This window comes from Nitrincola tibetensis (genome assembly GCF_003284585.1).
Taxonomy (GTDB): Bacteria; Pseudomonadota; Gammaproteobacteria; order Pseudomonadales; family Balneatricaceae; genus Nitrincola; species Nitrincola tibetensis.
In genome coordinates, this window is sequence record NZ_QKRX01000002.1 from 240613 (window position 1) to 254553 (window position 13941).

At 43.7% G+C, this 13941-nt stretch carries 11 protein-coding genes; 6 read left to right on the forward strand and 5 right to left on the reverse strand.

Annotation, left to right across the window (positions count from 1 at the left end):
* The first annotated feature begins 110 nt into the window (after positions 1 to 110).
* Positions 111 to 326 (forward strand): TIGR02450 family Trp-rich protein, encoded by a 216-nt coding sequence (locus tag DN062_RS03295; protein ID WP_112157495.1) that lies wholly within the window; start codon positions 111 to 113, stop codon positions 324 to 326.
* Positions 327 to 333: 7 nt separating this feature from the next.
* Here the strand turns inward: DN062_RS03295 and DN062_RS03300 are convergent, their stop codons facing one another.
* Together DN062_RS03300 and DN062_RS03305 are read right to left on the reverse strand one after the other, a co-directional pair.
* Complete coding sequence (locus DN062_RS03300) at positions 334 to 2310, reverse strand: methyl-accepting chemotaxis protein (RefSeq protein WP_162301241.1); 1977 nt, start codon at positions 2308 to 2310, stop codon at positions 334 to 336.
* 127 nt (positions 2311 to 2437) lie between these two features.
* A complete protein-coding gene (locus DN062_RS03305) occupies positions 2438 to 3055 on the reverse strand; it encodes a DUF1826 domain-containing protein (RefSeq protein ID WP_112157499.1) in 618 nt (205 codons plus the stop codon).
* Positions 3056 to 3205: 150 nt separating this feature from the next.
* On the opposite strand from DN062_RS03305, the gene DN062_RS03310 reads away from it, so the two are divergent.
* From DN062_RS03310 to DN062_RS03320, 3 genes are all read left to right on the forward strand, one after another.
* The gene (locus tag DN062_RS03310) at positions 3206 to 3712 is read left to right on the forward strand and encodes a hypothetical protein (protein ID WP_338039954.1); all 507 of its coding nucleotides are present in this window, start codon (positions 3206 to 3208) and stop codon (positions 3710 to 3712) included.
* A gap of 85 nt (positions 3713 to 3797) precedes the next feature.
* On the forward strand, positions 3798 to 5114 hold the full coding sequence (locus tag DN062_RS03315) for an MATE family efflux transporter (protein WP_112157501.1): 1317 nt from the start codon (positions 3798 to 3800) through the stop codon (positions 5112 to 5114).
* A 78-nt stretch (positions 5115 to 5192) separates the two neighbouring features.
* Complete coding sequence (locus DN062_RS03320) at positions 5193 to 6149, forward strand: alpha/beta fold hydrolase (RefSeq protein ID WP_112157502.1); 957 nt, start codon at positions 5193 to 5195, stop codon at positions 6147 to 6149.
* Between the two features lie 15 nt (positions 6150 to 6164).
* Here the strand turns inward: DN062_RS03320 and DN062_RS03325 are convergent, their stop codons facing one another.
* Genes DN062_RS03325 through DN062_RS03335 form a run of 3 tightly spaced genes read right to left on the reverse strand, consistent with a single transcriptional unit; the run spans position 6165 to position 10738 of the window.
* Entirely contained in the window at positions 6165 to 8363 is a 2199-nt protein-coding gene (locus DN062_RS03325; protein ID WP_112157504.1) for a two-component system response regulator, read from the reverse strand.
* On the reverse strand, positions 8360 to 9910 hold the full coding sequence (locus tag DN062_RS03330; RefSeq protein WP_112157506.1) for a sensor histidine kinase: 1551 nt from the start codon (positions 9908 to 9910) through the stop codon (positions 8360 to 8362). The genes DN062_RS03325 and DN062_RS03330 overlap by 4 nt, the downstream gene beginning before the upstream one ends.
* A gap of 21 nt (positions 9911 to 9931) precedes the next feature.
* Positions 9932 to 10738, reverse strand: coding sequence for a substrate-binding periplasmic protein (locus DN062_RS03335; RefSeq protein WP_112157507.1), 807 nt, complete (start codon positions 10736 to 10738; stop codon positions 9932 to 9934).
* 172 nt (positions 10739 to 10910) lie between these two features.
* On the opposite strand from DN062_RS03335, the gene DN062_RS03340 reads away from it, so the two are divergent.
* Positions 10911 to 12230, forward strand: coding sequence for a DEAD/DEAH box helicase (locus tag DN062_RS03340; RefSeq protein ID WP_112157509.1), 1320 nt, complete (start codon positions 10911 to 10913; stop codon positions 12228 to 12230).
* 87 nt (positions 12231 to 12317) lie between these two features.
* A complete protein-coding gene (locus tag DN062_RS03345) occupies positions 12318 to 13904 on the forward strand; it encodes an ABC-F family ATPase (RefSeq protein WP_112157510.1) in 1587 nt (528 codons plus the stop codon).
* Positions 13905 to 13941: the final 37 nt, after the last annotated feature.

Below are 13941 nucleotides of genomic sequence, written 5' to 3' on the forward strand. Positions count from 1 at the left end.
TATCCTTTGATTGCAGAGGATCTTTATTTAAAAAATACAGAGATCCTGATGTATTGTCTTTGCGTAATCTAACAGATACTAGCAAATCATGACGGAATCGCCAGAAGACAATGAATAAACTAAACCCCGAGAAGCTGCTCAACAGCAAATGGACGGCTGTATCACCTCAAAATAAAGAAAAACACTTTATAGTCATCGAATTAATCCGAGATGAAAATGAACGTGTACACGCCTGCGTGCTAGAAGCCGTGATGACTAAAAACACCTACCCTATGCCTTGGCAAAACTTGAAGAACCATGACATATGGCAACTTGGCTGGAAATAGATCTAGCCTACACCCTAAAGCGCGCCATTAACTGACGTAAATGCGATGAAAGCTCGGTCATCTGCTGACTGGCTGCAACAACTTGATTTGCACTTTTTGAGGTTGACTCCCCAAACTGATTAATGAAAACCAGGTTTTGATCAATGGTTGAAGCCACCTTAGCCTGCTCTGTTGCCGCGCTCGATATTTGTTCATTCATTTCAACAATGGTATGAACTGAGTTGGCAATGCTCTGGAGTGCGCCTCCAACTTGTGAAGACTCTTGAACGGTGTTGCGTGCTAACTCCTGGCTTTTGATCATTGCCTTTACCGATTGATCAACACTGCTCATCAAACTACTCACCATCAGCTCGATATCTTCAACAGATTGATGTGTTCGATGTGCGAGTGTCCGAACCTCATCCGCAACAACAGCAAAACCCCGCCCATGATCGCCCGCGCGTGCAGCCTCAATCGCCGCATTTAATGCCAGTAGATTGGTTTGTTCAGCAACGCTTTTGATGACTTCTAACACTTGAGTAATTTTATAACTGTCTGCTGCAAACTGGTTAATGACCTGTACGGACACTTCAATCTCATGCGCTAGGGTTTTGACTTCGTTCAGGACTTGAGCAACTTGTTGGTAGCCCTGCTGAGTATGCGTGTCGGCTTCGAGTGTTGAGGCCAATGCTTTTTGCCCATAGGTAGACACCTCCTCAACTGAATGTGCCATCTCATTCATGGCAACAGCAACTAACTCAGTCTGTTTTTGTTGCTCTTGCATGGCGACATGGCTGTCAATTGAGATTTCAGCCACTTTGGATGCTTGATGATCCACTTCATCAGCTGTTTTCTGAACGGCTTGGATCAGCTGGTGCACATGATCAATCATTCGATTGAACTCATCTGTAATCTCACTCATTTCATCACGTGTTTGACTGCAGATACGAATGGTCATATCTCCCTCTGCCATTCGGTGAGTGGCCTGCCAAATATGACGTATTGACTCTTTAACTGAGCGATAGAAGCCTGCATAAAGATAAAGGATTAATAGCAATAATAGACTCAAGCTGAAAAGCACGGTACGTAATTGGCTGTTTAAGCTCTTGGATCGTTGCTCAAGAATACGATCAACTTGTGGAAGTAATACTTCATAAGATGAACTTAACTCATTTATTTCTTTCGATATTAAATCGAGGTACTCCTGCCAGTCCATTGATAGAGACATGGCTGAAATAATGTTCTCATCCATATGCTCTCTTGCTGTCAAAGACGCTGAACGTAGCGAATCCGATAGCGTAACATCGGGTAAATTAACCAAAAGTGCGGATCGCTCAAAGTTGTTTTGAGCTTCAGAAAGATCATCATAGATCAGATTGAGGCGATCACTAAGACTGGATTCTAAAAAGTCACCCTGAAGCGCATAAATGCCAAAGCTACGCACCTGCCCTAATAAATTTAGCAATGTTGGCAAATCACGCATTAACAATTCGAGCACATGCGCAATATTCTCATCGTGCTCTTTATTCAAACCACTTCGCTGAACAATGTTGCGTTGCGCTCTGAATAGTTCATTAACTAAATTTTGATGGGCCGAAAACTGTGCCTCTATTGCCCCCTGGTGGCTCACTTTATTGGACAAACTTTGCCAAATAGCTTCACTGTTAGGTTCAAGTTTTATACGATGCTGTTGAATTAATTGCGTTAACTTTGCCTCTTCTTGATTGGCGAGTGCATGAAGTGCTGCATCATCACGAAAGTAGGTAACAGATTTTATATCGCGGTGTAACATTGCAGTTTGGAGTATCTCGTTCAGAATAATGAGATCGCTAACACCTTGGCGTTGATGGCTTGCTTGTTGTATTTCAGCCATGTCACTTTTAATCCATACATAGGTAGTGATGGAAAGTGGCAGCAGGAAAAGAATGCTCATCAACCAAAACTTACTAACATAGTTAAGTTGATTCATCAGGACAACAGCGGGAGTTAAAATACCTCTGATCATTCGCTTAAGCCTATTCATTTTTATTATTCAATAAATTAAGCTTAACGAACCCTACTTTTATAAAACATAACGTAAATGTTCAATTTTTATGCTCACCCGATGCTAATTGTTACTTGTGAGCATTGGGTTAGTTCGCAAAGTCCATTGACAGAAACAGACGCCAGTCATCAGGTGTAACTGATGGGGAGCGGTGTACGAGCCCCTGCCCTTCATTTCCAAACCAACCTTCTCCCTTTAGAAGAGCAATCTCACCAGGCTCGAGTGATTCCCAAGTAGGTTCTTGTGCTTTATCCTGCTGCCAAGCAAGCGTTTGGGACTGATTTAACCATTCAGTTCCCTTGCCTTTGAGCGTTGCTACCAATCGGCATGGCACCTTATCGGTGTGAAATTTTGGACACATCGCACGCTCCAACACTCCCATTCGAAAGCCAATTCGCTCTAATTCGAAAAGATAAGCGAACATTTCGGCCAGGGTTTGGATTTCATTAACAAACACAGACCTTGTCGCAGAATCAGGCAACGTGGATAGCAAATACTCGCCAAGCTCTGAGGGGGCTAAGACCTGTCTAAGCGATAGGTTGCCTGCTCCTTGCTTTAAGATCAGTGCGTAGTCTTGAACGCCTTGACTGAACTGAGGATTCCAAATACATATCTGTGTGTCGGGATTGTATATCTCGGTTAAAACAGATGCGTCGGTACTTGAAACAGCATAGCGAGAAAAGGTAAGTTTTGGCTCTAAAAGCATTTTTATTGTCTCTGTCAACCTTGATATTGTTATAGTATAACATATTAGAATCGAAACCAAACCTAGCCTTCTTAATGGTGCAAAGTTTGTGTTTTGGTATCCTTGCAAAGTAATATAATTAGATGTTTTCTCAAAATGATGCCCTCAAGCATGATGAGCCCAAGTCAATCTGAAAAAATTAAATTAGAACATGAGGCTGCCCGCTTATTTATGCGTCTTTATGAGGCTGCGTTTCAGCAGCCCATGCGCCATATATGGCACAATGAGCCGCGAAAGCCTGATGTTTCTTGTTATCTTGGCAACCAAAAGCTTGATTTGGAGATTGCACACCTGTATGGCAGCGAAGCTGAAGCCATGCTTATTCTAGGGAGAGAAATAAACGAGCAGACCTTATCTGCCCTGCATCATCTGTTGCTGAGCCCAGTTGAAAATCGGTTATTAGAGGCACTCAATACGCTCTTGTTGAGTAAGGCCCAAAAAACCTACCATAGTGAGCGAGTTTGGTTAGTCATACGTAATGCAAATCCTCTCTGGAATAAGGAAGAGTTAATACGAAATATACACCTAGTATATTTACCTGACAGCCATCCGTTTGAACAAATTTGGGTTATTGGGGATATGCAAGGAAGCTCAGGCATCATTAAACTCTACCCATAAATACATAATACATATTTAGTATTTTTAATACAAAATGAGATTTTTTGATCTCTCGCCCCTGAATCCGCAATAGGCAAACATACAAATGGATTTAAAGACAACCCCCTTACGCAAGGCTTTTTGGCACTACACTCTTCCATCCATTGCGGCCTTGTTAGTGAGTGGAACCTATCAGATCATTGATGGAATTTTTGTAGGGCACTTTATTGGCCCATCAGGCCTTGCCGGCATCAATCTAGCATGGCCCTGGATAGGTATTTTACTTGCAGTAGGCATGATGATAGGCATAGGCACTGGCGCGCAAGTGTCTATTGCAGCTGGTGCAGATAATCAAACTCTCGCCAAATCCTTCTTAGTCAATGGGCTCGCCCTGCTTTGTATAGTGGGGCTTCCGCTCGCCCTTATCCTTCACCACAACAGTGAGTGGTTTTTATATATTCAAGGTGCAACAGAGGATGCTGCCGTACAAGGGAATGCCTATCTTGGCATTATTGCCCCATCCGCTCCTATTATTCTGGCAAGTATTGCCTTACCCTTTCTTGTTCGCAATCTGGGTGCTCCCCACATAGCTACGATTGCCATGCTAACAGGCGCCATTAGCAACATTCTGTTAGATGCCTTATTTATTGTCTGGCTGGGCTGGGGACTAGAAGGTGCTGCACTGGCGACTGTGCTAGGTGAAAGCCTATCTATACTGATCTGCCTGTTCTTTTTGATAGGATCACGAAACCCTCTTAAGCTATATCTTAAGGATATCAAAGTCTCTATTGGCTTAATCATTCGCATTGTGAGCACTGGCGTTTCGAGCATGCTGATGTATTTGTACATCAGCTTTTCGGTCATATTGCATAACGTTCTCTTATTAAAATATGGCAGCGCCATTGAGGTTGCCGCTTACAGTATTTCAGGTTATCTCATGGCATTTTATTACCTTACAGCCGAGGGGATATCCGGCGGTATGCAGCCATTGGTCAGTTATTACTATGGTGCTCGCCAATTCGAGCGCGTTAAAGATACCTTTAAATTGGCAGCCAAATATGGGGTTGGCTTTGGTATTTTCTTTGTCGCCATGATTTTATGGGTGCCTGATTTTTTTGTAGGATTTTTCAGTCGCGGAAATCTTGAACTCGAAGCAGTGGCGCGCTGGGCGATCCGTTTACAGTTGTGCGGGTTATTCTTAGATGGATTTTTGGTCTTGGCTGCAAGTTGGTTTCAATCCTTGGGTTTGGCCAGAAAAGCTACTTTAATAACACTCTTCAACATGATGATTCAAATACCTTTTTTACTAACACTTCCTTGGCTTTTAGGGCTGAATGGTGTTTGGATTGCGGTACCGATTTCCAATTTATGCCTGTCAATTTTTGTAGCAGCGTTGCTGTGGAGAGAGTTTAAGCGGTTTTAAACCTTAATTTTCAAGGGCACAAAACGGATGAACCAGTGTCATAAAAGGACAGAGTCTTCTGCCAAATTTGAGGGATGCATGCTCAAGATACACCTATTTAAAAAATTCAAATATCGTCTGTTGCTATGGAGCTTAGTGCTACTTGCTCCATTTTTCACTTGGATTTTCTGGTCTGAAACACATCCATCGGCCGAACGCGAGGTACGCCTGCATATGCACGAATGGCTAGAGGTACAATTTCCAGAGCAAATGTCGCTAGATGACGGCTGGCATGGCATGCACGCCAAGCACACAGCCGAAACAATCCAGCCCATTGGCGTCGTTTTAATTCACGGTTTGGATGAGCCGGGAAACATCTGGCAAGATTTGCTGCCTCAGTTAGAGGAGTTAGACCTGAATGTTTGGGAATTCCATTATCCAAACGATCATGCCGTCGACGTTAGTGCCAACTACTTAGCAGAGCAATGGTCTAGCCTTCCAAAAGATATTGATCTTGTTTTGATTGGACACAGCATGGGAGGGCTTGTTGCGAGAGAATTTGTTTCAAAGTATCGACATCCAGTATCTGAACCTGAAATTGTAGATGGCGCAAGTGTTAAGTCCATTATCTTGGTCGGAACACCCAATAAAGGCTCAGAATGGGCGCGAATGCGCGGCTTCCTTGAGTTACGGGATCATTTAACACTGAATAATGAACGCAACTTAGATGTTTTCTCAGGTCTCAGGGATGGAACAGGAGCAGCCAAGTTGGACTTAAGGCCTGAAAGTGAGTTTTTAGAGGCCTTGAATCAGCGCCCATGGCCTTCTCAGGTTGAATTAAATATCATCGCGGGGAAATTGCTAGATCTTGATGATATGATCGGCGATGGGGTTGTGCCGCTAGACTCTGCCTTACTGTCTGAGCTAGCCGCTTCTTCAGTTGTTTTAGATGCTTCACACCGCGGGCTACTGATAAGATTGCTGCCTTCGCAAGAAACAGCGCCAGCCATCCCTATTATACTTGAGCACTTGAAACGCTTAATACAAACTGCCTAAAGGAATCGCCGTGGGCTAACCCGTTAGCATTTGAGTAATGATATTTGCAGGTTGAGGACGTGAGTAAAAATAGCCTTGGGCTTCATCGCAGCCTAATGTGCTAAGCAGCTCTCCTTCTGACTCCTCTTCAACCCCTTCAGCAATGAGTGTTAAGTCGACCAAATGCCCCATTTCAATCATTAACTTTACCAGCTGCTGGTCTTTAACTGATGCAGACATGCTAGACACAAAGGTACGGTCAATTTTTAATCGATTAACTGGTAGCTCTTGAAGATACTTTAATGATGAATAACCCGTACCAAAATCATCAATAGCAATGGTAACTCCTCGATCTTGGATCGCCTGAAGTATCAAAATCATTTGAGACTGATCGTTCATCATCATGGATTCTGTAATCTCAAGCTCCAATTGAACCGGATCTATGCCTGTGCGGGACAAAATAGAGTCAAGCGTGTTCAGAAATCCTGGGTCAACAAGCTGCCGTACAGATACGTTTACAGCTACGCGCAAGCTTCGACCGGTTTCTTGAAACCAGCTCACCTGTTGTCGACACGCTTGCTCCAATATCCAAGCACCTATCGTAATAATTAATCCTGATTTCTCGGCGATTGGGATAAATACAACAGGGGAAATTAGCTGACCTTGATGATGCCAGCGAACCAGCGCCTCAACCCCGCTCATTTCCTTTGTTTTAAGGCAAAATTGGGGTTGATACTCTATACGCAGCTCGTTTAGTTCGATGCAGTGACGTAACTCGATCGTTGTTTTTAATCTTTGCTGTAACTCTTGCTCAAAGCCTTCACCAAAAACAACATAGGACCCACGTTTTTCAGCCTTAGCCTTCTTGAGAGCAATGCCTGCATTTTGCAAAAGCGAAAAGGCATTTAATCCATGGCTTGGATAAACGGCAATACCAAATGTCAGTGAAACAGGGACTTCATACTCTTTAATACTAAAGCCCTGTCCTAGTGACTCTGAGACAGAGTTCATGAGAGCCGGCAATGAGTCATATATATCTATGGGTAAGATGATCGCGAAGTTGTCCGATGAAATACGCCCTATAGGGCATTTTGCGCCCAGCACCCTTTGCAGATGCTCACGCATACGTATCAGCGTTAAATCACCAATACGATGTCCCAAGCCATCATTGATCGCTTGAAAATTGTCGATGTCAGCCAGCAAGACCATGCAGGGATCTTGATGGCAAATTTGCTCTTCTAGATTCTTTATGAAACCGTTTCGATTCAATCCACATGTCAAATAGTCATTAAAGGCAAGGTTTTCAATACGCTCAAAAAGCGTTACGTTATCGAGCCCAACTGAAACATAAACTGAAAACAAACGAATGAGACGGATATCCCCCTCCGTCAAACGTCGACTGGTATGCAAACAAATGACCATTTCATCATCAGATGGCGATTTAAGGTACAAGATCGCAATATTTTCAGTGACCGAGTTTTGACGGGTTTGTAGGACATGCTCGATCTGATTGGTCAACTCTTTGTTAGCAATGTTGTCGATATAGTGCCCTACCATTGATGCGTAAGGCCCAAAGCCTGCGATAACTTGCACTCGATGTGCATTGTCTTGACGAAGACACAGCATTGCATGATGATCGACTTCAAGTAAACTGCATAATTGAACTAAAACACCTTCCGAAAATGTCTCAATTGCATGCTCAGAGAAGATTTGAGCAGCTCCTTGAATAATCAACTCAAGCCCTTCACGATGCCGATTAATCATTTCAAGCTGCTGGAAAAATCGGCAGGCAGCACTTAATGTCACAATGAGCTGTGTAGTCGTTAACTCTGTCTTTTGCTTGTAATCGTTAATATCATAGTCATGAATAACCTGAAGCTCTGGAGCATACCCAGGCTGCCCCGTACGAATGACAATTCGAGTTGAGGATTCATTCAAATCACAACGAATGAAGTTGATTAAATCAAGACCTGCATGCTCTGTTTCCATGACCACATCTAATAAGACACAAGCAAAACGTTTGTGTTTTCGAAGAATGGCTTTAGCTTCAACTGCAGAGTACGCACTCGTAAAGATCAACGGGCGATCTAATACCAAACAACCCTCTAACGCAAAACGGGTTGTTTCATGAACTTGTTGCTCATCATCGACAAGCAAAATGTGCCAAGGCTCTCCTGATGGGGCGTTTTCAAACGCGTCGTCTTCAGGTGCAAATTCAAATGTATCGTTCGTCACTGTATCTCACTTGATGCTATAACTGTCTCAACAGAGCTTACATGAAAAGGCATCCTAATTTCCATTTCCAAACCCGGATTATTACGAATAATAATCGATCCTTTCAAAATTTTTGTCACAAGACTGTAGACAATGTATAAACCCAAGCCTGAACCGCCTTTACCAAATTTTGTGGTATAGAAGGGATCAAATAGTTTATCAATTGATTCCAGTGGAACACCACAACCATTGTCACCAATGATCAGTGCCAGTGTTTGTGCATCATACGCATAGGCTTTTAAGTAAATGACGCCCTGCGATTGATGTTCAAAACCATGTGTCAAACTATTATTGACAGCATTCAAAATAATTTGTCCTATAGAACCAGGATAGCTAAATAGCGTGAAATTGTCTGGAATGTCAACATCTAGCTGAATATTCGAATGTTTCAGACGAGGCTGAAGCGTGCTTAGAATTTCACCAATGACAGTTTTAAGATTAAACTCACGACTGAGCATGCTGGTTTGATCAACGGCGACCTGCTTAAAACTATTGACCTGATTTACTGCCATTTGCAGACTTGATGACATAATACGTAAACCATTTTTGAATTCAGATATAAATTCATCTAGGCTCGATTTTTTCAATTCCCCTGTTTTCACAAGCTTCTCAAATTGTTGTAACTTGATGTCTAAGGACGTACTGATGGTTTTGGCATTTCCTAGCGGAGTGTTAACTTCATGGGCGATACCGGCCACCATTCTACCTAGCGAAGCTAACTTCTCAGTCTGCACTAGCTGATTTTGTAAGTTTTTTAAGTTTTCTAATGCGATATGGGCTTCATCTCTTGCTTGCGCTAAGTCTTCCTCGGTATTAATCTGCAGAGACAGAGTCTTATTGTAGTCCGAAATAAGTAGCCCTAACTCGTCGTTAGAAGACCAATCCACTGGGCGCCGAACGCCAGTTGATTGATAAGACTTCAATGAATTGGACACTTGCTCCAAGGGTCTAAATATTATCCAGCGGAACAAAGCCGTTGTAATCATAACCAATGTGAGAACACCAGCGATTAAAATCAAAAACAGGCCTTTAATGCTTTGCATCAAATGAGTGATAAAGTTTCCTGTTTGGGGAATATAGTGAAGGTATAAATCCCCAACACGTCGAGGTGCACCAAGTCCTTCGTAATAAACGGCACTATGAAACTCTATGAGATTAATATTTGTAGAACTGCAATCACCAATCTTGAGGGGCTGCACGTTCTGCACTATCGCCGACACATGCTCTAAAATAACACAGATCGCTCCATCGTCATTTAATGAGGCTGCTAATATGTTGGCGGCCACATTGTCTGCCAACTGCCACACAGGTTCAGCTAACTGCCTCGCTAAAGTATCAACTCGCTGCTGAACATATTGGACTTCTAAGCGCTGTGCTTGTTTATTTTCATAGACGACTAGCAGGCTGGTTGCAACAAGCATTACAGCTAGCAACAAAGGAATTACACCCAATAAAAACTTTTTTGTGAGTGAAATGTTGAACGCTCTATGCTTGTTGTAGTTAAGCATGACCTAGCCTGTACCTCTTACTTAATTTTGAGTGAAAGAGTCACTCGCTTTAGCAAGATAATAGGACTGCCGATCCTCTTCTTGAATAATGCGCAGTGCATCACTAATTCGGCGCCTAAGCGACTCAGTATTGCATTTAGATAATTTAGAAAAGGTCAAAAAGAGATTTTGTTGAGTAATTGCACGAGGTAGCGTTTTGATATTCGAGATACCCAATTGTTGAGCAAAAATTAGACCTGGCTGATCTTCATAAATGAGATAATCCGCTCGTTGACTGGCTACCATTAATAACCCTTGCTCCAAACTACCCACTTCTGTGATGCTTAGATGCGTTTTAGCGAACTGATCAAATGTTTGGCCAAAGCTATTGTAAATCACAGTGACACCCTGATAAGGAATCAAATCACGCCACTCTGAGTAGTTTATTTCTTTCTCATTGGAGGTCCAAACAGCGGTTTGCGTAAGCATTAGACTGGGCTCGACATAATCCATCCACTCTTTTCGAGCCTCCGTAAAAAAAGCTCCAGCAATGAGATCAATACGGCCTGCTGCGACTTCCTCTTGTGTTCGCCCCCAAGGTCCGCTGTCAATCAACTTGATAGGAAGCCCCACCATGTCAGAAAGGTCATCCATCAAATAGCGTATGGCGCCAGTTAACTCACCCGGTCGACTGAGATCACGCCATAAATAAGGGGGATATTCGGCATTCCCGCTCGCTGTTAGCTCCTCACACTGACCCTCTGTGGCATGGGCTGACGTGATGCCCAGTACAGAGAAGACTGCGAAGAATATAGATGACTTGAAAATCTGCAGCCTATTAACTCTCATGCGCAGCGCTTCCTAGATAAGTTAACCCTGTAAACACCGTCAGTTTAGATGAAAGCCATTGAGAACACAAAAGCTTATATCACCTTGAATCAAAGGATTTTTTTGGATGCAGAAATTACATGATTATCCTGATAAACTATTGTCTATGAATTAACCTCTCCTGAGTGTCTTTATGTCTGGATTTGATTTACTGAATTTGTCACCTGAGCTCCAATTCACCTTGTCAGAGCTAGGGCACCAGCAACCAACACCCATTCAAAAGCTTGCTATTCCATTAATTCTTCAAGGCGTTGATGTGATGGCGCAAGCCCAAACGGGAACAGGGAAAACCGCTGCGTTTGCACTGCCCATGATCGAAATGCTGAGTAAAAAAGCGCCCGATCCGGACTATCATGCTATTCGTGGGCTTATTTTAACACCCACTCGCGAATTGGCCATTCAAGTTGGTGACAGTACTCTCGCCTATGGTCGTCATCTCGGCATGCGAGTGGCATCGATCTATGGCGGTGTGCGTTTCGACAATCAAATTCGGAAAATGAAACGTGGAGCCGACATTCTGGTTGCAACACCAGGACGTTTGTTGGATATGCTGGCACAAAACAAGCTCTCAATTAACAAGTTGGAAATTTTGGTTTTTGATGAAGCAGATCGCATGCTAGACCTTGGTTTCATCGAAGATATTCGCAAGCTCATGCGCTATATGCCCGCCAAGCGTCAAACCCTGCTATTTTCTGCTACCTTTTCTCCTGAAATCGATGTGCTGGCCGAACACCTGCTCAATTCGCCGCATCGCGTTAATGCTTCCCCACCCAACTCTGTCGTCAAACTGATCAAACAGCGCGCCTTTGCGGTTGACCAAAAGGATAAGTCCGACATCCTGAGCTACTTCATAAAGGGGCTACAATGGACTCAAGTATTGGTGTTTACACGGACACGTCAGAGAGCCGATAGTGTTGCTGAGTATTTACAATCTGAGAACATAAAGGCAACCGCTTTGCACGGCGATAAAGTACAACGCGAACGCAATTTGGCATTACAGCAATTCTCAGAAGGTGAAATAAACGTCCTCGTTGCCACCGACGTTGCCGCGCGTGGCCTAGATATAGACTCCTTATCTCAAGTGGTCAACTATGACTTACCCAACCAAGCTGAGGCCTATGTGCATCGTATTGGTCGAACAGGTCGAGCTGGAAAATCAGGCGTTGCCTTCTCGTTTGTAGCGCCAGATGAACGCAATTATTTATCAAGTATTTGTGAACTCATTCAAAAAAACATTCCCCTGGAGCCCGTGCCGATTATTGAAAGTGGAAAAATGCATGGCAGTCGCAGCGACGCTAAGGTTATTTCTAAAAAAACAAAAGGCCGATCCACACAATCAAAACAAAAGCATCCCGCTTCGAAGACAACGACTCCAGCGATATCGAATCAAAATGATGTGAAAAGTAGCAGCCGCGATAAGGCTCGACGCAGTTCATTGTTTGATAAACCTTAAACAGCCTTCATTGCGAAGGCTGTTTTCGCTATAATTGAATATTTATACGCTCGTCGTCTCACTTACTCATTCTGAAAGGCAATCTTCTTGATCTCAACCGCTAATCTCACGATGCAGTTTGGCCCTAAGCCACTGTTTGAAAATGTATCCGTTAAATTTGGCAATGGCCATCGTTATGGTCTTATCGGCGCCAATGGTTGCGGAAAGTCAACCTTCATGAAAATCCTAGGTGGGGATCTCGAGCCCTCCTCTGGCCAAGTGATGCTGGCACCCAACACCCGCTTAGGTAAATTGCGTCAGGACCAGTTTGCCTATGAGGATTATACGGTTATCGATACCGTCATTATGGGCAATGCAGAGCTAGCCCGAGTGAAAGCCGAACGTGATCGCATCTACTCTTTACCTGACATGAGTGAAGACGATGGCATGGCCGTTGCCGAGCTAGAAGTGCTGTTTGCTGAAATGGATGGTTATACAGCTGAATCGAGAGCGGGTGAACTGCTCCTTGGACTTGATATTCCATTATCACAGCATAATGGCCCAATGAGCGCCCTAGCGCCAGGCTGGAAGATACGCGTTCTTCTTGCGCAGGCACTGTTTTCGGACCCTGATGTACTGCTGTTAGATGAGCCTACCAACCATCTTGACATCAACACCATTCGCTGGCTTGAAAATATCTTAGTTTCAAGAAACAGCACCATGATTATCATTTCGCATGATCGTCACTTTTTAAATCAGGTTTGTACCCACATGGCCGATTTAGACTATGGTGAGTTAAGACTCTTTTCTGGCAACTATGACGAGTACATGATTGCGGCGACACAGGCCAGGGAAAGACTCCTGACTGACAACGCCAAGAAAAAAGCACAAATTGCGGAGCTTCAAACCTTCGTGAGTCGTTTCTCTGCCAATGCGTCCAAAGCAAAACAGGCGACTTCGCGTGCTAAGCAAATTGATAAGATCCAACTAGAAGACGTTAAGCCATCCAGCAGGGTCAGTCCATATATCCGCTTCGAGCAGCAAAAAAAGCTGCATCGCCAAGCGGTTACAATCAAAGAGCTTTGTAAGCAATTTGATGATACACCACTGTTGAATAACGTTAACTTGCAAATAGAGGCCGGTGAGCGTGTTGCGATCATTGGGCCCAACGGTATCGGTAAAACCACACTCCTCCAGTGTTTGGCTGGCAACCTTCGTCTTGATAGTGGTGAGGTGAAATGGACAGATAGCGCAGAAGTCGGCTATTTTGCCCAAGATCATACAGATGACTTTTCAAATGACATGACCTTAATTGACTGGATGTCGCAATGGACACAAGGTGGTGAGCAAGTTATTCGTGGTGCGCTCGGGAGAATGTTGTTTTCAGGCGACGACATTCACAAATCTGTCAAAGTGATTTCGGGCGGTGAACAAGGACGAATGCTGTTTGGTAAACTTACACTGACAAAGCCAAACATTATGATGATGGACGAACCAACCAATCACTTGGATATGGAATCTATCGAGGCCTTAAACCTGGCGCTCGAAAATTATCCTGGCACCTTGATTTTTGTCAGCCACGACCGCGAGTTTGTGTCTTCATTAGCAACACGGATCGTCGAGATCAGCGCTACTGGGATTACTGATTTCAGCGGTTCTTATGACGACTACTTGCGCAGCCAAGGCATCCTATAGCAGATATTCCTTAGGAGGGTGAAGATACATCCTCCTA

Coding starts and splice junctions, on each gene's coding strand:
- DN062_RS03295 (WP_112157495.1), top strand. CDS start 111: ATGAATAAACTAAACCCCGAGAAGCTGCTCAACAGCAAATGGACGGCT.
- DN062_RS03300 (WP_162301241.1), bottom strand. CDS start 2,310: ATGATCAGAGGTATTTTAACTCCCGCTGTTGTCCTGATGAATCAACTT.
- DN062_RS03305 (WP_112157499.1), bottom strand. CDS start 3,055: ATGCTTTTAGAGCCAAAACTTACCTTTTCTCGCTATGCTGTTTCAAGT.
- DN062_RS03310 (WP_338039954.1), top strand. CDS start 3,206: ATGATGAGCCCAAGTCAATCTGAAAAAATTAAATTAGAACATGAGGCT.
- DN062_RS03315 (WP_112157501.1), top strand. CDS start 3,798: ATGGATTTAAAGACAACCCCCTTACGCAAGGCTTTTTGGCACTACACT.
- DN062_RS03320 (WP_112157502.1), top strand. CDS start 5,193: ATGCTCAAGATACACCTATTTAAAAAATTCAAATATCGTCTGTTGCTA.
- DN062_RS03330 (WP_112157506.1), bottom strand. CDS start 9,910: ATGCTTAACTACAACAAGCATAGAGCGTTCAACATTTCACTCACAAAA.
- DN062_RS03335 (WP_112157507.1), bottom strand. CDS start 10,738: ATGAGAGTTAATAGGCTGCAGATTTTCAAGTCATCTATATTCTTCGCA.
- DN062_RS03340 (WP_112157509.1), top strand. CDS start 10,911: ATGTCTGGATTTGATTTACTGAATTTGTCACCTGAGCTCCAATTCACC.